We start from the raw sequence: 20,215 nt of genomic DNA, 5'->3' as shown, positions 1-20,215 counted from the left end.
GGCGCTGGCTTTCCCGGATTCGCCAGCGCTCACTCGGTCAATTGGGGTCGAACCGCCGCTTTCTCGAAGGTTCCTCGACCTCAGAAGCTGTCCGCGTCGATCGCGTGATTTCATGAATCCACGTTTGGAATTCGGTTACCGATTGGAAAACTGGATAGGAGACGAGGTTCGCTTTGGGGCCGAATGCCGTCACTGCTCAAATGCACCACATCGGGACCTTCGCTAATGATGTTTCCAAAGTCCCGCGTATCGACCCGTTGCGGCCACTGGGGTTTGCTCGCGCTATGGCACAAGTGGACTCCATTCCGATCATTCCTGAGTTTGATCATAGAGCTATCTGGGAATAAACTGTCTGAGGAAAGCCCGTGATCATGAAACCAATGAATGAAGAGCACCTCGCGGTCCTGCGCAGGCACATGGTCGAGTTGATTGCAATCCACGTCGACCTTGCGAGCGAAGAGCTTGGCAGGGCGTCGCTCGATGAGCGGGTCTTGGCTGCGATGCAGCGGGTGCCGCGGCATCTCTTCGTGCCAGCCCCGCTTGCGCCGTATGCCTACCAGGACACGCCGCTGCCGATCGGCTTCGATAAAACCATCTCGCAGCCCTTCATCGTCGCTCTCATGACCGATCTCCTCGCGCCCCAACCGCACGAGGCAGTGCTCGAGATCGGCACCGGCCTGGGCTACCAATCCGCAATCCTCGCCGAGCTCGCCGGGCAGGTCTGGAGCGCCGAAATCATCGAGGAATTTGCAAGCCGTGCCGAGGCTCTGCTGCGGGGCCTGGGCTATATTAATGTCGGCATTCGTGTCGGAGACGGATCTCGCGGCTGGCCTGAGCACGCCCCGTTCGACAAGATACTGGTCACGGTGGCGGCCGAGCGGTTGCCGCCGGCATTACTTGAGCAGCTCAAGCCCGACGGACGCCTGGTTATGCCGTTGGGATCTGAAAAAGCACAGCTCCTGACCTCGACTTTGTACAAAATCGGTGGTGATTTCGGGGGCATCTGAGCAGCCCTGGGTGAATCAATTCGCCGCAGGGTCCCGGCCTTGCGCCATTCGTTTGATCGGATTCGAACGAATGGATGAGCGAACAACATGATTGTAGCCGTGAGCCGGGAGACGCGGTCCCCCACATCCTTCGCAAATGGCTGTCGCCGTTTCGTTTCTGGTTTACCGCGCCAAGCTGGGAGCATCTGCTGGTCCTGGTGATGGGTGCGCTCCTTTCGCCTGGCAAGCGAACGGTGACGGCCTGCCTGCGCATCACCGGACGCGCGGAGGTAAGTAATTTTGCCGCCTATCATCAACTCCTCAACCGAGCCCGCTGGAACCCTCGCACGTTGGCGGCCCGTCTGCTGTCCATCATTGTTGCCCGGCTCGTGCCCGAGGGCCCTGTCGTGATTGGCATGGATGATACAATCGAACGGCGTTGGGGCCAACGCATCGCCGCGCGTGGAATTTATCGTGACCCGGTGCGCTCCAGCCATGGCCACTTTGTCAAAGCCAGCGGCTTGAGATGGTTGAGCTTCATGGTTCTTTCACCTGTCCCATGGGCAAAATGTATTAAAGCCCTGCCGGTGCTGACGATCCTGTGTCCCTCTGAGCGCCATGATCAGAAGAAGGGCCGAAAGCACAAGCTGCTGACTGATTGGGCAAGGCAAGGCGTCTTGCAGCTTTGCCGCTGGCTGCCGGGCCGCGAAATCATCTTTGTCGGCGATAGCAGCTTTGCCGTTCATACACTGGCTGCGGCTCTTCCCGACACGGCCACTCTCATCACGCGGTTGCGTCTGGATGCCAGTCTCTTTGCTCCACCAGATCAACGGCACGAACATACGCTCGGGCGACCGGCGCAAAAAGGCAGGCCATTGCCGAAACTGAAAACGCTCCTCAAAGACGCAAAGACCGAGTGGCAGCGCATCGTCGCATCGTCCTGGTACGGCAAGCAAACCGACAAAACCCTTGATGTCACATCAGGAACCGGCCTCTGGTATCGGCGTGGAACGCCCCCAAGACCAATTCGCTGGGTTCTCGTTCGCGATCCATCAGGCCGTCGTGAACCCCAGGCGTTCATGAGCACCAACGTCAACCTTGAGCCCGCTCAGATCATTGCCTATTTCGTTCGGCGCTGGCAGATCGAGGTCACCTTCGCCGAAACGCGAGCGCATCTTGGCGTGGAAACCCAACGGCAGTGGAACGACAAAGCCATCATGCGCACGACCCCGTCGCTGCTGGCGCTCTACAGCCTCGTCACACTCTGGGCATGCGATCTGCTCGGTCATGGCGTCCTTCCCTATGCCGCCGCCTGGTACAAGAAAACAGAGTTCACCTTCTCCGATGCCATCGGTGCGGTTCGCATGATCCTGTGGGATCAGGATATTTATCGACAGCACCCGCCAGACCCGGACATTCCTGAAACTCAACCAAGCCGCCTCAAGCGGATGACACAAGCACTTTGCTTCGCTGCATAATGTACAAAGTCGAGCTGACTGTCATTGACAAAAATGCGGCAGGGCAACTCAAGATCCGCAAACTTATCCCGGTTCAGTTTGGTCTGCTCGAAACGGTCTAACATTCCAGCAGGTTGACCGCTCTTCGTCTCGCTACAGCCACCGTCCGACGCGGGCCTTGTAGGCGAGATAGACGTCACCGAACTTCCGCTCGAGATAGGCCTCCTCGCGGGCGACCACGCCGTAGCGGATGACGAGATAGAACGGCACCAATAGGGCGATGAGCCACAGGCTGTCGAAGGCGACGGCGAGGCCGATGAGGCCGAGGAACATGCCGATATAGATCGCGTTGCGCGTGAAGCGGTAGGGGCCCGCGTCGACGATCGTCGTTGTCGGCTGGGTGGTCGGGACCTGCGTCCCGGCGCGGCGGAAGGTCGCCGCCGCCCAGATCAGCAGCGCCAGGCCGGCGAGGAACAGATGCCGCCGAGCCAGCCGGTGGGCACGGCGGCCGGCAGGAACGGCAGCGGATAGAGCCAGTCGAGCGCGAGCCCGGCGATCGCCGCGAGCGCCCAGGCGATCGGCGGCCGTACTGCCGCGCCTGAACTGTCGCGCAAATTCCCCGTCGCCTCGCTCATGCCACCACCCGTCCGATCCGCTCCCCGGCCCCCGGAATTCTGGCGTAAGAGTGCGTGTTTTGCCAAAGCCCCTCCACCGGTGGGAGTTTATGTCGCTTCGAAAGAGATTTGAAGGCAGAAAGGCGCGGACAGCTAAAGGATCGAGTTCAGCCGACATTTCTCGCCATGCAAATGTCAGCTTCAAAGAAGAAACGGAATTTGACTTAGACCAGGTGCACGTTTTCCCGTTCAGGTGCTGGATGAGACCTTCCGCTTGCCACCCGTTCCGGATTGGACGTCTCGATGGACGAGACGCACATCTGTGTTTTGGACCGTGACGGGACGATTGCCCATCAAGCCGCTCAATCCTCTTGTTGATTGACGCCCTAACCCAGGGCACAAAGGTGGCATCCACGGTCGCTCACGACGGAAAAACAGAGGGAATTCAAAGGCGATTTCGATAAGCCTTTGAAATCATTTGAGAATCAAAGGTTCCACAGGCAATTTTCGCAAAATTCCCTTAGTTCCTCGTTTTTTCGGACGTGCGGATCCCGTTTTGACGTCAATGGCGACTTGATGCCCAGAAGTGTCGCCCACAGGTGATGGGCACGCAGGGCGCCGCCGGTGGCGAGCAAGGGCAGTTATCCATGACGGTCCGCCACGACGTCGAGAACCTCATTTGTCGCGTGGGGCAGTTGGCATGGAAACGCACAGCGACCGAGGTGATCACATCGACGGGTTAGGAGGCCCCTTCACCCGACGATCAGCAGCACGACACCGGTGACAAGCAGAACCAGCGTCCATACGAGATCCACGTTGATCCAGGCGCTGCGCAATATCTCGAGCCCGACCCAGCGATAGACCGCCAGGGCAACGAGGCTTGTGACCGCCAACATGGCAAGAGTGTGGACGCCGACCGCTGCGAGCGCCATCGCCGCGGACCCAACGCTGCCGATTTCGCCTAATGGCGACTGGGTGAGACAGAGGGGTATCAAGGCCGGCAGGACCATGAGCCCCGCACCGTGGGCCGTCGCCATCAGGAACGACCAGAACGCAAGACCGGCGAGCCCCGTGCGCAAGCCGATGCGAACGCGGTGCCGGTGCCCGAAAGCATGATGCCAGATAGCCCATGCAATCAGCGCCCCTCCGGTGGCCGTGCGCACCGCATCTTGGTTCACGAAAAGACCGGCCGCGACCACGGCTCCTGCCACCAGTGCGATGGATACGGCGTGTCCGACAGCGATCGCTGGCACTGCCTGAACCACCGCGGCGGAGCTCTGCCGGTGAACGCCAAGCGCGACGGCGAACAGCCATCCCATCGCCGGATTGAGACCATGAAAGGCGCCTAGTCCCGCCAGCAGTATCCAGGGCCAGAGCTCGTTCATCGGCGCCTCATCGCCTGCTCCTCGCTCCCTACGGATAACAATAGGAATCTGACGAGCAATCGCCACCTTGGAGACGGACCTGGTGCGGGCGATGCGACTTCGGCCATTCGACGAAGAATTTCTCGTCGAAGGCGATGCCGCCGTCCGGTTGCGCGTCAAGCTTCACCATCCAGCCAGAGACGCCATCGGGATAGAACTGCTCGTCGATCGCGCCATAGAGCGAGTTGGTGAAGTAGACGCGGCGACCGTCGCGGCTGATCTCGACCATCTGCGGGCCGCCGTTCAGCGCGCCATTCTTCGCACCTGGGTGCGACGCACGCGAAACGATGCCGCCGATCCGGACCTTGCCTGTCAGCTGCGGCTTGAACGGGTCGGAGACATCGTATTGATGAAGGTCGCCGGTTCCCCAACAGGACACGTAGAGAAATCTGTCATCCATTGAAAGATCGATGTCGGTGACCAGCGGCGGCACGGCATTGAAACCCTTGAGCATCGGCGGCAATTGGTCAGCATCGGCCGGCTCCGCCGGAATGTCGATCACCTTTGTCACCCCCCATTTCTCGCCGTCGCGGTGCCAGACCCAGATCGAGGAGGAGAGGTCCTCCAGACTGAGCACGCAGTTGACGAACCCATAGGCTTTGGTCGGGTCGTGCGCGGGTCTGAGTTCGAATACGAGCTGATACTTGTCGCCGAAATCGATCGTCTGCAGGTGCTTGCGCTTGTGCAAATCCCAGAAATGCAGACGGCGGCCGTATTTCGCGCCGAGTAGGATTTCGGGGACTAGACCATTTTCGAAGGTATCCGGCGTGCCCCACTCGCTGGTGACGAGCGTATCGTGGCCAAGATGCCACCAGACGTCATACGAAAGCTGTTGTGGCCCCCGATCCATCTCCCACTGGCCGCGGACCTCGAAGGTCTCGTGATCCATCAGAAAAACGCCGCCTGGGGCTTTGCCTTCGGCATTGCCAAGTGCGGCAACATAGATCCCTTCCGGTCCGCAATGAACGGTATGCGGCCTGGAGTAACCGGTCCGTTCGGCCACGTCGCCGGGCTCGATCACCTTGACGATGGACGGATTCCTGCCATCCGGCTTGGTGTCAATGATATGGATGCGCGAGGATTTCAGTCCCGGCACGACCAGATAACGGCGCTCGGCGTGCGGATGTGGTGCGTTCGGGCATAAGCAGGACGAGCAGGCGTTCCAGCCGAAATGATGCAATTCGTCGCCGACATTGGGCATCGCGAGAGTATTTACGATCTGTCCGTAAGAGGGCGATTTCGGATCGACATCGACGACCGCGAGCTCGTCGGGAACCGCTCGCGCCGGATCGAAGGCGACAACGTAGGCGAGTGTCTCCGGCGCGGCCTTCATGGCCATTCGCGGTGACGGATAAAAGCTTGGATCGGGTTTCCACGTTACCATGTGCAGTGCTCCTGGCTCGCGTTTGCTGAACAATGAAAAATGTTCGCTCGATGCTTGCCGACAGCCGACTGACCGCTGCGGACGGGGCAGGATCCAAGGATGTTTCGACGAGATACCGTTTCGAAACCGGCTGAGCGAGCCGTAGAGGCAGTCCTCCCCAGGCAATTGTCTCAAATAATGGCGGGTTTGGGCAGTCCCTTTTTCGCCGCCTCCCTCATCGCTTCATGCCGAGGTCTTTTTCCTGACATCCTCCGCAAGTTCCTGCATGAGGTCGATCGGAATGCGGCCGATCAACATGAAGGCGTGCGTTGTGTTTGACCAGTAGACAACGTTCATGCCGTGCCGGCCTTCGACGTCAGGCTCCTTCGTGCCAACATCCGAGCGCACGATGCAGAGTGCCAACGGGCCCGTCTCCGGGTCCAGATAGGCAATCTGCGCCAGCGGCTTGTCGTCATACTGCAACAGCTGGGCGCGCTTGAACTCGATGCCCGGCAGCGACACAGCTTCGGGTGACAGGGAAAGCCCAAGCTTATCGTCGAAGCGGGCAAGTTGTTCAGCCTGCGCGTCATCGGACGGCGACGGGCCGGCCAAAGTATCCGCTGTATAGAGGGCGATGTATCCTGCAACGACAGCGCGCCATTCGCTGCTTTCATCAGGGGCATGAACGCGATTGCGAATCCCGATCAAGGCCCGGTCGGCCACGACACCGGCGACGAGGCAGGCAGCAAGCGCGCCAAGGAAGCCGCGGCGACTGGAGCGCGCGGGCTTTGCGGCGACCGGCACAATGCCAAGCATGGCATCGAGCTCTGCTTTGGGTGCTGCGGCAAGCAGCGACTCGAAGGCTTGCTTGAACGCAAGGCTGCTCTGCGACAGGAACTCCAATCTTGCGGCCACACGCTCGTTCGAACCGAGAAGCGCTTCGATGCGCGATACTTCGATCCCCGACAGTTCACCGTCGATATAGGCCGTCAATTCCTCATCGGTGGGGATTGGGTTCTTGTCGTTCATGTGGCCCCCTCTCCCGAGACGCTGGCTGCGATCTTGGCGCGCGCGGCGGCAAGGCGGCTCATCACGGTACCAATCGGGATATCCAAAACGCTTGCCACCTCCTTGTAGGAAAGACCCTCCACATAGGCGAGGAAGACCGCGGCCCGTTGCGCATCCGGCAGCGCATTGACCAGCCGCAGAACCTGGTTCGCCATGACATGCATTTCCGTGTCGCGGGCGCCATCGACGACCAAGGCCTCGTCTGCATCGACGAAGCCCTGACCGAGGCGCACACGTTGTGACCGGATCTCATTCAGCCAGATGGAATGCAGGATGGAGAACAGCCAGCGGTCCAGCCGCGTTCCTGCCTCGAACTGCTCGACGCGCTCGAGGGCGCGCAGGCAGGTCTGTTGCACGAGATCGTCGGCAACGTCGCGGCGATGCGAGAGCACAAGGCCATAGCGCCAAAGCCGCAACAGATTGTCCGCCAGGCCGCTTCTGATATCGGCTTCGCTTGCGATGAGAACCTCCGCCACGGGTTTTCCTTCCAAAGCCGCCGGTTGCACCGGCAGCTTCGGTATTGCGTGACTATAGGCAGGAAATGTGGTGTACGCGACCGGCATTTGGTAGTTCCCGTTCAACCGAGATTGCACGTTCCCGCATTTCGTCAGGGTCACAGCTTCTAGGGCTTGAGGATCGCTTCGTTGAGATCGCGATACGCCTCGCATTCTGTGCCGCAGATCGCCTTGATCGTTTCGAGCTGCTCCTTGGCGAGATCGAGGCGCCCCTTGATGACGTACGCTTCGCCGAGATATTCGCGCACCTGCGCATACTTGGGATCAAGTTCGACAGACTTCAGGTAGTAGGAAATTCCTTCATCCGTGCGGCCAAGCTTGCGGGTGGCGTAGCCGCGATAATTCAGGGCCTCGGCAGTATTCGGGTTCTTCAACGTATCGAGCATGGCAAGCGCTTCTTCATAGCGTCCGGCCTTCGCCAACGAATAGGCATAGTCCGTGCGGTTTTCTTCCGTCACGTTGGCGCTGCTCTGCTTGACGCACCTCTTCGTCCTCTTGTCGTACATCTGGCCCTTCTTGCAGGTCGGCATCGTGTCGCTGCTGCCGCCAGAACTACCGGCGCCACTTGAGCCACTACCACTGCCGCTGCCACCGCCGCCTATCGCGAAAGCAGGGGCCGAAAGCGCAAAAGCGGCAATGCAGCCGCCGACGAGGATGGAAGCAATACGAACAGTCGCGATCGTCATGGGATATCTCCTAGGAAAATGACGTTGGCGCCGAATGAACACTGTTGCCCGGAACTTTATTCGATGGCGGCTCTTCTTTTTCTCGTCGCGCGGTCCCGGCGCCACCGAATAAATGCAGGGCTGAGGTGTTAGCCGCTCACGCGCCGGCCAGAAGGAGTATTCCGTGAGCGATACCGTAAAATTACTGAGCCTTGCCGTCGCGACGCCCGAGCATGTCATTACACAAAAGGAAGCAGCGGAGACCTCCGCTCGCCTGTTCTCGTCCCGCTTCAGGGACTTTTCGCATCTCGCCAGCGTCTTTGACAATGCGGGCATCCGGAAACGCTATGCCGCCCGTCCCCTGGAATGGTTCATCGAGCCGCATGGCTGGCAGGACCGGATGGAAGCCTATGGCGAGGTGGCGCGCAGCCTGTTTTTCGAGACAACCACCAATGCACTGAAGCAGGCGGGCCTGCAGGGACGCGACGTCGACTGCATCGTCACCATCTCGTCCACCGGGATTGCGACACCGAGCCTCGATGCACAGCTCGCACAGAGGATGGGCTTTCGCTCGGACATCGAACGCGTTCCCGTGTTCGGGCTCGGCTGCGCCGCGGGCGTTTCCGGCTTCGCCATTGCCTCGCGGTTTGCCCAGGATCGGCCAGGCAAGACAGTGCTTTTCGTAACAGTCGAACTTTGCACGCTGGCGTTTCGGCTGGACGAGCTGACGCGCGCGAACATCATCGCCACGGCGCTTTTCGGCGACGGCGCCGCCGCCTGCATTCTCCGGGCGGGACCGGAGGGCAAGGCTGAGGTTGAGTCGACGGGCGAACATCTTTTCCCCGATACGCTTGGCATCATGGGCTGGAAGATCGACGACACCGGCTTCGGCGTGGTTCTTGCCCAATCGCTGCCGCCCTTTGCCGAGGCGGAACTCGGCCCGGCCGTTGACGGGATATTAGCGCGCAACGGCCTCTCGCGACGGGATATAGATCGCTTCATCTGCCATCCCGGCGGCACAAGGGTGCTTGCAGCCCTGGAAAGCGCGCTGTCGCTTGAATCGGGAACTCTGGATCACGAGCGCGCGGTACTTGCCGAATATGGCAACATGTCGTCGCCCACGATTCTCTTCGTGCTCGAGCGTGCCCTGAAGGCAGGGCTACCGGAGCGCAGCGCGATGGTCGCCATGGGGCCGGGTTTTACCGCAAGCTGTGTGACCTTGAAGAGGGTTGCATGATGTGGCCCTCCGTTGCACTCCTCGCCTTCGTGACGGCACAGCGCCTCGCGGAACTTGCCCTTGCCCGTCACAATACGCAGTTGCTTCTGAGCAGCGGTGCGAAGGAGGTCGCGCCGCAGCACTATCCTTACATGGTGGCCCTGCATAGCTGCTGGATAGCCGGATTGTGGTTGCTGGCGATGGGCCGCCCGGTCGACCCGATATGGTTTGCCATTTTCATCGTTCTACAGGCAGGCCGGCTCTGGGTCATCGGCACGCTCAAGGGGCGATGGACGACACGCATTATCGTGCTGCCGAGCGCTCCACTTGTCAGCAGCGGTCCCTACCGGTTCATGGCCCATCCGAATTATGCTGTCGTGGTAGGCGAGATCGCCGTGCTTCCTCTAGCCTTCGGGATGCCCGTCTACGCGGCGATATTCTCGGTGCTCAACGCGGCAGTGCTTTATGTCCGCATCAAAGCCGAAAACGAGGCGCTGAAAACGACAATGTTTTTGAAATGAAACGAGATTTTTCGTTTGCTTGCAGCGCGTCGGAGCGGCATTTTCATTGCTTGCAATAAGTGGACTGCCCTGCAATGACAAAGAACGCAATTGTACTTGGCGCCGGCATCGTCGGCGTATCGACGGCCATTCACATGCAGCGCCGGGGGCTGCAGGTGACGTTGATCGACCGCAAGGCGCCAGGCAATGAAACCTCGTTCGGCAACGCCGGTCTCATTCAGCGCGAAGGCGTCGTGCCATATGGCTTTCCGCAGCAGTTCGGCCTTTTGATACGCTACGCCTTCAACAACCGTATCGACGCCCACTATCACCTCAAGGCGTTGCCGGGGCAGCTTGCCTTCCTCGCCCGCTACTGGTGGAATTCCAATGCCAAGCGCCACGAGATGATCTCCCGCGCCTATGCCCCGCTCATCGAGCACTCGATTTCCGAGCACAACGATCTGATCGAAGCGTCCAATGCGCAGCATCTGATCCGCAAGGATGGCTGGATGGAAATCTTCCGCACGGCCGGCCGGCGCGATGCCGAATTCGCCGAGGCCGAGCGGCTGCGGGCCGAGTTCGGGGTCATGCACGAGCAGTTGGACGCCGCCGCCGTGGCGCGGCTCGAACCCCATATCAAGGGAGATTTCCTCGGCGGCCTGCGGTGGCGTGATCCATGGTCGGTGCTCGACCCGCACGGCTTGACGATAGCCTATCGCTCCTATTTCGAGAGCCTCGGCGGCAGGTGTGTCAGCGGTGACGCCAACTCCCTTGGTCGCTCCGGCGCGAGCTGGCGGGTGGTGACCAGCGAAGGCCCGCTGGACGCGGAGGATGTGGTCCTGGCGCTCGGCCCCTGGGCCGCGGTTGCGACACGTCGGCTCGGCTACGCCTTCCCGCTCGGCGTCAAGCGCGGCTATCACATGCACTATGCCGCGGCAAACAATGCGACCCTCAACAACTGGACGCTCGATGCTGAGCGGGGTTACTTCCTTGCACCGATGAGCCGCGGTATCCGGCTGACGACTGGTGCTGAATTCGCCGCGCTGGATGCGCCGAAGACACCCGTGCAGCTCGACCGTGCCGAGAAGGTGGCACGAACGGTCTTTCCGCTCGGCGAAAGGCTTGATCCGGAGCCATGGATGGGCGCCCGCCCCTGCACGCCTGATATGTTGCCCATCATTGGAAAGGCGCCCCGACACGACGGATTATGGTTCGCATTCGGCCACGCACATCACGGGTTGACGCTCGGGCCGGTCACCGGCCGCGTCCTAGCGGAAGTGATCACCGGTGGGGCGCCGTTCATCGACATTTCTGCCTATTCGCCGCAGCGCTTCAACCCATAAGCAACGCCTGCATAGCGGGCAGCCGCTATGCAGTGGCGGCATTTGCCGGCAACGTCATCGGGGTCCGCCTGCGGCCGCATTTCTTCTTCGAGAAGACAGTCCTGCTACGGACCGACGGCGAGAGCGGGATGCCGAAAGTGTGAGCGGTTTTCCGCTGAAATCCTGCTCTATCTCTTTATCTAAATCAGGATTCAGATTTTAGGCCATCGGCTTAAGATATTGAGATCGCGGAGCGCTGTCTCCGCGATCCCTCCGATCGTATCGTCGATATCGACGGTCACGACGCCGGGCTCACCGGTTGGCACTTCGAGTGTCGCGAGTTGGCTTTCCAGCAACGATGGGGGCATGAAGTGGCCCTTGCGCTCGCCCATTCGTTTCGTCAACAGCTCCTTCGAGCCCGACAGATAGACGAAAAACAGATTGCCATTCACCGCCTTGCGCAGCCGGTCGCGATAAATGCGCTTCAACGCCGAGCAGGAAACGACAACGCCCTGTCCGCGATCAAGCGACGCTTTCATCGTTTGACCGATCAGATCGAGCCAAGGCATGCGGTCGTCGTCCGTCAGCGGAATGCCCTTCGACATCTTCTCGACATTCGATGCCGGATGAAGCTGGTCGCCCTCGACAAATTGCATGCCGAGGGCTTCCGAAATTCTCAGGCCAATGGACGATTTGCCGCAACCACTGACACCCATGACGATGATGGCGTAAGGGGTCCCATTAGTCTCTGGCATCGCTCATCTCGCTCATCACTCCGGCACCGGTGCCGCCAACGCTGGCGAACCCTGCCTACGAAGCTACCAGGGCGGCATTCTTACGGGCAATACGCGCCCTGATGGTTTCGACATCGGCGCGCGGCGTGGCCGCAAACAATGTCTTCGTGTAGCTGTGCTGCGGATCATTGAAAACCTGATCCCGCGTGCCGTATTCCACGGCCTCTCCGAAATACATCACCATGACATCGTCGGCCATATAGCGGACGACCGACAGGTCGTGGCTGATGAAGACATAGGCGAGGTTCAGTTCGTCCTGCAGGTCTGCGAGCAGATTGAGCACCTGTGCCTGGACCGAGAGATCAAGCGCGGACACCGGCTCGTCGAGAACCAGGAGCCTCGGCTTCAACATCAGAGCGCGGGCGATCGCGATGCGCTGACGCTGGCCGCCGGAGAACATATGCGGATAGCGGTTGAAATGGATCTCCTGGAGGCCGACCTTCTTGAGCATCGCCATCGCCAATTCGCGCCGCTCAGCGGCGGGCGTATCGGTGTTGATGATCAGCGGCTCCATCAGGATGTCGCCGATCTTCTTGCGCGGGTTGAGCGAACCGTATGGGTTCTGGAAGACGATCTGGACCTTGCGGCGAATTTCCGGTGTCATATCGCCCGCAGCGATATCGACTTTCGTTCCATCGATGAACAGGTCTCCGCCACTCGCCGGATCGATCATCGTGACGATGCGGGCAAGGGTAGACTTGCCGCAACCGCTTTCGCCGACGATCGCCAGCGTCTTGCCCTGCTCCACCTTGAAGCTGACGCCCTTGACGGCATGTACGGTTCTCTCCTTCTTGAAGAGGCCGCCCGGCAGATAATAGTTGCGGACAATGTTCTTTGCTTCGAGGACTGGCGTCATTGGGCCGCTCCCTTGAAAATCTCGCCGATGGTCGGCAGCCGGTCGCCGGTGGCATTCTCCGGCAGGGCGGCAAGCAGTGCCCGGGTATAATCGCTCTTGGGGGACTCGAAGAGCGACAGAACGTCGGCCTCTTCCATCTTGCGGCCCTTGTATTGAACGATCACCCGATCGGCCGTCTCGGCGACGACGCCCATATTGTGCGTAATCATGATGAGGCCCATCCGATGCTCCGTCTGCAGCCGCATCAGGAGATCGAGGATCTGCTTCTGAATGGTCACGTCGAGCGCAGTCGTCGGTTCGTCGGCGATCAGAAGCTTGGGATTGCAGGCGATCGCAATGGCGATCATGACGCGCTGGCACTGGCCACCCGACATCTGATGCGGGTAATGGCCGAGCCGCTCGGCAGGGTTGGGAATGCCAACGGCCTCGAACAGCTCGATCGCGCGCTTGCGCCGCGCAGCCTTGTCGAGACCCAGATGGATTCGCAGAACCTCTTCGATCTGAAAGCCGACCGTGAAGCAGGGATTGAGGCTGGCGATCGGCTCCTGGAAGATCATCGACATATCCTTGCCGATGATCTTGCGTCGTTCGCTTGCCGACATGCCAAGCAGATTACGGCCGTCGAAGACCATCTTGTCGGCCGTCACCTTTGCCGTCCACGGCAGAAGCCCCATCGCTGCGAGCATCGAGACCGACTTACCGGAGCCAGACTCCCCAACGATTGCAAGAACTTCACCAGCATCTACCTTCAGCGACACACCATCAACGGCGCGAAACGGACCCGTAGACGTCTGGAATTCGACGGCGAGATTTTCAATTTCAAGAAGTGCCATCTCAGGACCTCTTCAGTTTGGGATCAAGCGCATCTCGCAGACCGTCGCCCATCAGGTTGATGGCGAGAACGGTGATGAGGATGCAGAGACCCGGGAAAGTAACGAGCCATGGCGAGCTTTGGAAGAATTCACGCGCGTCGGCAAGCATTGTGCCCCACTCTGATGTCGGGGGCTGGGCACCCATGCCGAGGAAGCCGAGAGCCGCGGCATCCAGGATCGCGGCAGAGAATGCGAGCGTCGCCTGGACGATCAGCGGCGCCAAGCAATTCGGCAGAATGGTCTTGAACATGAGACGGAACGTACCGGCGCCCGCCACGCGTGATGCTACGACATATTCCTTCTCGCGCTCGCTGATCACAGCAGCGCGCGTCAGGCGCACGAAATGCGGCTGATTGACGATCGAGATGGCGATCATGGCGTTCAGCAGGCCGGGACCCAGGACGGCGACCAGCACGAGGGCCAGCAGCAACGACGGGAAGGCCAGGATGATATCCATGACGCGCATGATAAAGGTGTCGACGCGACCGCGGAAATAGCCGGCAACGAGGCCGAGCAGGACGCCGGCGACAGCAGACAGCGATGCGACGACGAGGCCGATGAACAGCGAGAAGCGCGTGCCATAAATCAGACGCGAAAGCATATCGCGACCGACGGCATCCGTTCCGAGCAGGAACATCGAATTGCCCTTTTCCGACCACACCGGCGGCACGCGCTGCATGCCGTCGAAAGGAACGTTCGGATCATGCGGGGCAATCAACGGCGCGAAGATCGCCATAAAAAGGACCAGCAGAAAGATGCCGAGGCCGATGACGGCGCCCTTGTTGCGAGAGAAGTAGTACCAGAACTCAGAGAGCCCCGACGGTTGGGTCGACTTGGTGGTTATCACACTCATAAGCCGCTCCTAGTAACGAATACGTGGGTTGATGAGACCGTACATGAGGTCGACGATCAGATTGACGATCATGATGATGCCGGCGATCAGCAGCAGCCCGCCTTGAACGACGGTGTAGTCGCGCTTGAAGACGGCATCGACCATCCATTTGCCAATACCCGGCCAGGAGAAGATCGTTTCCGTCAGGATTGCGCCGCCGAGCAGGACGCCGACCTGCAGACCGATCGAAGTCACAACCGGTATCATGGCGTTGCGCAGCGCATGCAGGCCGACGACGCGTATCGGTGCGAGGCCCTTGGAGCGTGCGGTGCGAACATAGTCTTCTCCCAGCACTTCAAGCATGGCCGAGCGTGTCTGCCGCGCGATGACGGCAAGCGGGATGGTTCCGAGAACGATCGTCGGCAGGATCAACGAAACGAACGCGGACTTGAATGCGCCGGCCTGGCCGGACAGCAGGCTGTCGATCAGCATGAAGCCGGTAACCGGCTTGAAGAAATACATCAGCGAGATGCGGCCAGACACAGGGGTCCAGTGCAGCGTATTCGAGAAGAGAACGATGAGCAGCAGCCCCCACCAGAAGATCGGCATCGAATAGCCGACAAGGGCCACGCCCATCACACCCTGGTCGAACCATGTTCCCCGCTTGACAGCTGCGAAGATGCCAGCGGGGATGCCAAGCACGATGGCAAACAGGATGGCGCAGAGCGAGAGCTCGAGCGTCGCCGGAAACAGCGAACCGAACTCCTGCAGAACCGGGCGCTTGGTGACGATCGACGAACCGAGATCACCCTGCACCACATTGCCGAGGTAATCCAGGTATTGCACGTAGACCGGACGATCGAGGCCGAGATCATGCATGACCTGGGCATGACGTTCCGGCGCCATCACACGTTCGCCCGACATCAGCATGACCGGATCGCCGGGCAGCAGACGGATGAACGAGAAGGCGATGAGCGAAACGCCGATGAAGGTTGGGATCAGGATCGCGAGGCGTCCGATGAGAAATCGCAACATTGGCAAGTGTCCATAGTGTTCCGGCGGTCAGGTATCAAACCTGACCGCCGGCCAAGCCCGGGATTGCCGGGCATCTTTGCATAATTTTGATTACTCGGCGATATCAACGCCGTCGAAGCGGTGAACACCAACCGGATCCTGCACGTAGCCGGAAACCTTGGCGCTCATCGGTACGAATTCCGTGGAGTGATCGATCGTCGCCCACGGAGCTTCCTTCTTGAAGACGACCTGAGCTTGTTCGTAGAGCTTGGTGCGCTCAGCGACGTCAGCGGTTTTCTTGGCCTTCTTCACGAGGTCGTCGAATTCCTTGTTGCACCACTGCGCGCGGTTGTTTCCGCCGACGGCTTCGCAGCCGAGCAGGGTATCAAGGAAGTTGTCCGGGTCGCCGTTGTCACCCGTCCAGCCGAGGATCGCAGCACCGTCGCGGGCCTTGTCCTTGGAGAGCTTCAGGTATTCAGCCCATTCGTGGGTAACGATGTCGACCTTGACGCCGACCTTGGCGAGGTCAGCCTGCATCAGTTCAGCGGCGCGACGTGCGTTCAGCATGTACGGACGCGAAACCGGCATTGCCCAGATCTTCATGCTGAGATCCTTGACGCCAGCCTTTTCGAGCAGGGCCTTGGCCTCGGTCGGGTTGTAGGCGTCGTCCTTGATGGCGTCGTTATACGACCACATCGTCGGCGGGATCGGGTTCTTGGCAACCTGGCCGGCGCCCTGGAAGACGGCCTCGACGATCGCCTGCTTGTTGATCGCCATGTTCAGCGCCTTGCGCACTTCGGCCTTGTCGAACGGAGCCTGAAGCGTGTTGTAGGCGAGGTAGGAGACGTTCAGGCCCGGCTGTTCCAGAACCTTCAGGCTCGAATCGGTCTGCAGATCCTTGATGTCAGCCGCGTTCGGGTACGGCATGATGTGGCATTCGCCGGCCTTCAGCTTCTGGGCACGGACGGAAGCGTCCGGGGTGATCGCGAAAACGAGATCGTCGATCTTTTCCTTGCCCTTGAAGTAGGTTTCGTTGGCCTTGTAGCGGATGACGGCATCCGGTTGGTAGGCGACGAAGGTGTACGGACCGGTGCCGAGCGGCATCTGGTTCATCTGCTCCATCTTGCCGTCAGCCTGCAGCTTGTCGGCATATTCCTTCGACAGAACGGAGGCGAAGTCCATTGCGAGGTCAGCGAGGAACGGTGCTTCCGGATGGTTCAGCGTGAACTTGACGGTCAGGTCGTCGACCTTCTCGACCGACTTGATGAGGTCGGGGAAGCCCATGCCTGCCGCATATTCGTAGGAAACGCCAGCGACATACTTCGCCCACGGGCTATCAGCCTTCAACTGGCGCTCGAACGAGAAGACGATGTCATCAGCGTTCAGATCGCGGCTTGGCGTGAAGAACTCGGTCGTCTGGAACTTGACGCCCGGACGGAGCTTGAAGGTGTAGACCATGCCGTCGTCGGAAACCGTCCAGCTTTCGGCCAGGCCCGGCTCGATTTCGGTCTTGCCGTGCTGGAACTCGACGAGACGGCTGTAGACCGTGCGCGAGGAAGCGTCGAAAGTGGTGCCTGCAGTGTAAATGCCGGGATCGAAGCCTTCCGGCGAGCCCTCGGAGCAGTAAACGAGCGTTTTGGACCACGCTGCGGATGCCATGGCCGAAGCCAGGACCGTCGCGGCCAACAAGACAGACATCTTTTTCATGATATCGTTTCCCAGGTTTGTTCTTTTCTTTGAGATCCCGGAAACCCTCCGGAATGACGGCAGATGGAACGACATTTATTTGCTGAAATCAACGACCGAAGTGGAAAATTTTTCCAGATGGACAACTTTAGTAATTTTCCGCCAAAAATGGGCCGCATTTAGAAATAAACGGACTGGATAAACTCGATTCCTGTCGCATTTGGTATAATTTCGCGTCGGCAAGAGCATTGCTGCACACGCCACGCGCGAATTTTTAGCCCCAAACTCCCCTAAAACAGAACAACCGCGGCACGAAACTCTGCCACGGTCGCATCAAAATTCGTCATCGCGGGTTAGGCCGCCGGAGCGGCAATCGTCGGCTTGCGACGAGGTTCACGATCGCCCGTCAGGCCCAGCAGGAAGTTGATCTGCGGCCGCGCCTTGACGAGATCGTCGATCGAATATTGCGCCAGCACGTCGAAAAAGGCGTTGAGCGCCTTGCGCAAGGCGGAGTTCAAGCCGCAGCTGTCGACAAGCGGGCATTCGACCATGCCGTCGTCCTCGAAGCACTCGGCCATCGCAAAGCTATCTTCCGTGACGCGAACCACGTCGAAGAGGCTAATGTCCTTCGCCGGTTTGCCGAGCCGCACACCGCCGTTGCGGCCGCGAACCGTCTCGACCAGGCCGGCCTTGTTGAGAGGCTGCAAGATCTTGAACAGAAAGAGTTCAGAAACGCCATATGCCCTGGCAATCTCCGGAATCCGGCTCAGCTGCCCATCATTGGCAGCGCAATACATCAACATGCGAACCGCATAGTTGGTCTGCTTGGTCAAACGCATGCCGATCTCCAGAATCGTCAGTTGCAAGTGGTGTATATAGTGGCTTTGGTAGTTTTGAACAATTCCAAAATATGAAATTCATATTCACCTTATGTGAGACGGATTGCCGCGACGGTTATTTCAGTCCGAACCGCCCGATACTTCAGGATGGCGTCCTTGCGGTCCGGCGTTCCAGGATGGGTGGATAGCATGCTTGTTCTGGAATGATCCGCGAGCTTCTCTTCGAGCGCGCCGAAGAAGCGAACGAGCGCAACCGGGTCCATTCCTACGTTGCGCATGAGATCGACTGATCGCACTCAGCACGCTCGACAAGACCGCTCTCTCGCGATTGTCAGAAGTACGTTGACGATCCAGATGCCGAAATATTTAGACGCGCTGCCGGTGAATTTCGCGCGTACAAACGGGTTTGCTGGGGCTTCCGCCAGCATTTGATTCGTAAAGAGCATGTGTTTTCCCTACCCCTCGGCCAGTCGTACTGACGGCTCGAGGTCGGACCTAGCTATTCGGTCGCGGATTGAGAAGCGCGCACGCTCGAATTCAGCAACTTAAAAGAGTAAATTGGGGGCCTAAGCCCCCAATTCAATTACATCGTTGTTCGCTTACTTCATCGTCGGCATGACGAATTCGGCGCCGTCCTTGATACCCGAGGGCCAGCGGGCGGTGATCGTCTTCGTCTTGGTCCAGAACTTGATCGAGTCCGAACCGTGCTGGTTGAGGTCGCCGAAGCTCGATGCCTTCCAACCGCCGAAGGAATGGTAGGCAAGCGGAACCGGGATCGGAACGTTGATGCCGATCATGCCGATATTGATGCGCGAGGCGAAGTCACGGGCGGCATCGCCATCACGGGTGTAGATCGCGACACCATTGCCATATTCGTGCTTCATCGGCAGATCCAGGGCTTCCTCGTAGTTCTTGGCGCGAACGACGGAGAGGACCGGCCCGAAGATCTCGGTCTTGTAGATATCCATGTCAGGCGTGACATGGTCGAACAGCGTGCCACCGACGAAATAGCCGTCCTCGTAGCCCTGCAGCTTGAAGCCGCGGCCATCGACGACGAGCTTTGCACCCTGCTCCACGCCACGGTCGATAAGCCCGTTGACACGGGTATAGGCTTCCTTGGTGACGAGCGGACCCATGTCGGCCTTCTCGTCGGTGTAAGGACCGATGCGGAGCGACTCGATCTTCGGCGCCAGCTTCTCCACCAGGCGATTGGCGGTATCCTCACCGACCGGGACGGCGACCGAGATCGCCATGCAGCGCTCGCCGGCAGAGCCGTAGCCTGCGCCCATCAGAGCGTTGACGGCCTGGTCCATGTCGGCGTCGGGCATGATGATCATGTGGTTCTTCGCGCCGCCGAAGCACTGTGCGCGCTTGCCGTTCATGGCAGCCGTTCCATAGACGTAGCGGGCAATCGGCGTGGAACCGACGAAGGAGACCGCGCCGATATCCGGATCCGTCAGGATGGCGTCAACCGCAGCCTTATCGCCGTTGACCACGTTCAGGATGCCTGCCGGGAGGCCAGCCTCAATCATCAGTTCTGCAAGACGCAGCGGTACGGACGGATCGCGCTCGGACGGCTTCAGGATGAAAGCGTTGCCGCAGGCAATTGCCGGCGCAAACATCCACATCGGGATCATGGCCGGGAAGTTGAACGGGGTGATGCCCGCACCGATACCGACCGCCTGACGCATCGAATACATGTCGATAGCAGGACCGGCGCCTTCCGTGAATTCACCCTTCTGCAGATGCGGAATACCGCAGACGAATTCGCAGACTTCAAGACCACGGACGATGTCGCCCTTGGAATCTTCGACAGTCTTGCCGTGCTCGGTGGACAGAAGTGTCGCGAGTTCATCCATGTGCTTGTTCAGCAGCTCGACGAACTTGAAGAAGACGCGGGCGCGGCGCTGCGGGTTCGTGGCTGCCCACTTCGGCTGAGCGGCCTTGGCGTTCTCGACGGCGGCGCGCAAATCCTCGACGCTTGCCAGCGCCACAGTCGCCTGAACTTCGCCGGTTGCCGGATTAAAGATGTTGCTGGTGCGGCCGCTGGTGCCAGCGACATGCTTACCGCCGATGAAATGACCAATCTCACGCATAGGATGCTCCTCCTGTTTTTTTGGATGGCCAACAATCGCACTTCAATTTGCACAAATCAATGAGCTAAGATAAGCAACCGTTGTGCATGAATTGAA

The 20,215-nt window shown here is 59.7% G+C and carries 21 protein-coding genes; 5 read left to right on the top strand and 16 right to left on the bottom strand.

The window, feature by feature from the left end; all coding sequences use genetic code 11:
• The first annotated feature begins 371 nt into the window (after window positions 1–371).
• Complete coding sequence (locus tag LPU83_RS42675) at window positions 372–1,007, top strand: protein-L-isoaspartate(D-aspartate) O-methyltransferase (protein ID WP_024318874.1); 636 nt, start codon at window positions 372–374, stop codon at window positions 1,005–1,007.
• A 74-nt stretch (window positions 1,008–1,081) separates the two neighbouring features.
• Window positions 1,082–2,464 (top strand): IS701 family transposase, encoded by a 1,383-nt coding sequence (locus tag LPU83_RS42670; RefSeq protein ID WP_037068948.1) that lies wholly within the window; start codon window positions 1,082–1,084, stop codon window positions 2,462–2,464.
• 132 nt (window positions 2,465–2,596) lie between these two features.
• On the opposite strand, the gene LPU83_RS42665 is transcribed toward LPU83_RS42670, so the two are convergent.
• From LPU83_RS42665 to LPU83_RS42640, 6 genes are all read right to left on the bottom strand, one after another.
• Window positions 2,597–3,235: a methyltransferase family protein gene (locus tag LPU83_RS42665; RefSeq protein ID WP_231052188.1), complete on the bottom strand. Its 639-nt coding sequence runs from the start codon at window positions 3,233–3,235 to the stop codon at window positions 2,597–2,599.
• 574 nt (window positions 3,236–3,809) lie between these two features.
• Window positions 3,810–4,442 carry a membrane protein gene (locus tag LPU83_RS42660; protein ID WP_024312938.1) on the bottom strand — a complete coding sequence of 211 codons (633 nt, stop codon included), beginning with the start codon at window positions 4,440–4,442 and terminating at the stop codon, window positions 3,810–3,812.
• A gap of 28 nt (window positions 4,443–4,470) precedes the next feature.
• A complete protein-coding gene (locus LPU83_RS42655) occupies window positions 4,471–5,865 on the bottom strand; it encodes a selenium-binding family protein (protein WP_024312939.1) in 1,395 nt (464 codons plus the stop codon).
• A gap of 222 nt (window positions 5,866–6,087) precedes the next feature.
• Entirely contained in the window at window positions 6,088–6,873 is a 786-nt protein-coding gene (locus LPU83_RS42650) for an anti-sigma factor family protein (protein WP_024312940.1), read from the bottom strand.
• Window positions 6,870–7,475 carry an RNA polymerase sigma factor gene (locus LPU83_RS42645; RefSeq protein ID WP_024312941.1) on the bottom strand — a complete coding sequence of 202 codons (606 nt, stop codon included), beginning with the start codon at window positions 7,473–7,475 and terminating at the stop codon, window positions 6,870–6,872. Before LPU83_RS42645 ends, LPU83_RS42650 begins: the two co-directional genes overlap by 4 nt.
• 59 nt (window positions 7,476–7,534) lie before the next feature.
• Complete coding sequence (locus LPU83_RS42640) at window positions 7,535–8,113, bottom strand: tetratricopeptide repeat protein (RefSeq protein ID WP_024312942.1); 579 nt, start codon at window positions 8,111–8,113, stop codon at window positions 7,535–7,537.
• Between the two features lie 163 nt (window positions 8,114–8,276).
• Between LPU83_RS42640 and LPU83_RS42635 the strand changes: the two genes are divergently transcribed.
• The 3 genes from LPU83_RS42635 (at window position 8,277) to LPU83_RS42625 (ending at window position 11,151) form a co-directional block, all read left to right on the top strand.
• The gene (locus tag LPU83_RS42635; protein ID WP_024312943.1) at window positions 8,277–9,329 is read left to right on the top strand and encodes a type III polyketide synthase; all 1,053 of its coding nucleotides are present in this window, start codon (window positions 8,277–8,279) and stop codon (window positions 9,327–9,329) included.
• Window positions 9,326–9,829 (top strand): isoprenylcysteine carboxyl methyltransferase family protein, encoded by a 504-nt coding sequence (locus tag LPU83_RS42630; protein ID WP_024312944.1) that lies wholly within the window; start codon window positions 9,326–9,328, stop codon window positions 9,827–9,829. The genes LPU83_RS42635 and LPU83_RS42630 overlap by 4 nt, the downstream gene beginning before the upstream one ends.
• 74 nt (window positions 9,830–9,903) lie before the next feature.
• Window positions 9,904–11,151 (top strand): NAD(P)/FAD-dependent oxidoreductase, encoded by a 1,248-nt coding sequence (locus tag LPU83_RS42625; RefSeq protein ID WP_024312945.1) that lies wholly within the window; start codon window positions 9,904–9,906, stop codon window positions 11,149–11,151.
• Between the two features lie 191 nt (window positions 11,152–11,342).
• On the opposite strand, the gene LPU83_RS42620 is transcribed toward LPU83_RS42625, so the two are convergent.
• The 10 genes from LPU83_RS42620 to LPU83_RS42575 all read right to left on the bottom strand — a co-directional run bounded on the left by LPU83_RS42620 (window position 11,343) and on the right by LPU83_RS42575 (window position 20,119).
• Window positions 11,343–11,885 carry a gluconokinase gene (locus tag LPU83_RS42620; protein ID WP_024312946.1) on the bottom strand — a complete coding sequence of 181 codons (543 nt, stop codon included), beginning with the start codon at window positions 11,883–11,885 and terminating at the stop codon, window positions 11,343–11,345.
• Between the two features lie 55 nt (window positions 11,886–11,940).
• Entirely contained in the window at window positions 11,941–12,780 is an 840-nt protein-coding gene (locus LPU83_RS42615; protein WP_024312947.1) for a dipeptide ABC transporter ATP-binding protein, read from the bottom strand.
• Window positions 12,777–13,613 carry an ABC transporter ATP-binding protein gene (locus tag LPU83_RS42610; RefSeq protein WP_024312948.1) on the bottom strand — a complete coding sequence of 279 codons (837 nt, stop codon included), beginning with the start codon at window positions 13,611–13,613 and terminating at the stop codon, window positions 12,777–12,779. Before LPU83_RS42610 ends, LPU83_RS42615 begins: the two co-directional genes overlap by 4 nt.
• 1 nt (window position 13,614) lies before the next feature.
• Entirely contained in the window at window positions 13,615–14,505 is an 891-nt protein-coding gene (locus tag LPU83_RS42605) for an ABC transporter permease subunit (RefSeq protein ID WP_024312949.1), read from the bottom strand.
• A 9-nt stretch (window positions 14,506–14,514) separates the two neighbouring features.
• Complete coding sequence (locus tag LPU83_RS42600) at window positions 14,515–15,519, bottom strand: ABC transporter permease subunit (protein WP_024312950.1); 1,005 nt, start codon at window positions 15,517–15,519, stop codon at window positions 14,515–14,517.
• Between the two features lie 90 nt (window positions 15,520–15,609).
• Entirely contained in the window at window positions 15,610–17,205 is a 1,596-nt protein-coding gene (locus LPU83_RS42595; RefSeq protein ID WP_024312951.1) for an ABC transporter substrate-binding protein, read from the bottom strand.
• Window positions 17,206–17,537: 332 nt separating this feature from the next.
• Window positions 17,538–18,023 (bottom strand): iron-responsive transcriptional regulator RirA, encoded by a 486-nt coding sequence (gene rirA / locus LPU83_RS42590; protein WP_024312952.1) that lies wholly within the window; start codon window positions 18,021–18,023, stop codon window positions 17,538–17,540.
• A gap of 89 nt (window positions 18,024–18,112) precedes the next feature.
• Window positions 18,113–18,301 (bottom strand): M48 family metalloprotease, encoded by a 189-nt coding sequence (locus LPU83_RS42585; RefSeq protein WP_425301911.1) that lies wholly within the window; start codon window positions 18,299–18,301, stop codon window positions 18,113–18,115.
• An 18-nt stretch (window positions 18,302–18,319) separates the two neighbouring features.
• Window positions 18,320–18,451 (bottom strand): DUF898 family protein, encoded by a 132-nt coding sequence (locus LPU83_RS42580; protein ID WP_225039795.1) that lies wholly within the window; start codon window positions 18,449–18,451, stop codon window positions 18,320–18,322.
• Window positions 18,452–18,622: 171 nt separating this feature from the next.
• The gene (locus LPU83_RS42575; RefSeq protein WP_037069087.1) at window positions 18,623–20,119 is read right to left on the bottom strand and encodes a CoA-acylating methylmalonate-semialdehyde dehydrogenase; all 1,497 of its coding nucleotides are present in this window, start codon (window positions 20,117–20,119) and stop codon (window positions 18,623–18,625) included.
• Between the last annotated feature and the right edge of the window lie 96 nt (window positions 20,120–20,215).

Origin of the sequence: Rhizobium favelukesii (assembly GCF_000577275.2) — a bacterium.
GTDB lineage: Bacteria > Pseudomonadota > Alphaproteobacteria > Rhizobiales > Rhizobiaceae > Rhizobium > Rhizobium favelukesii.
This window is presented reverse-complemented; position numbering and strand designations above follow the sequence as displayed.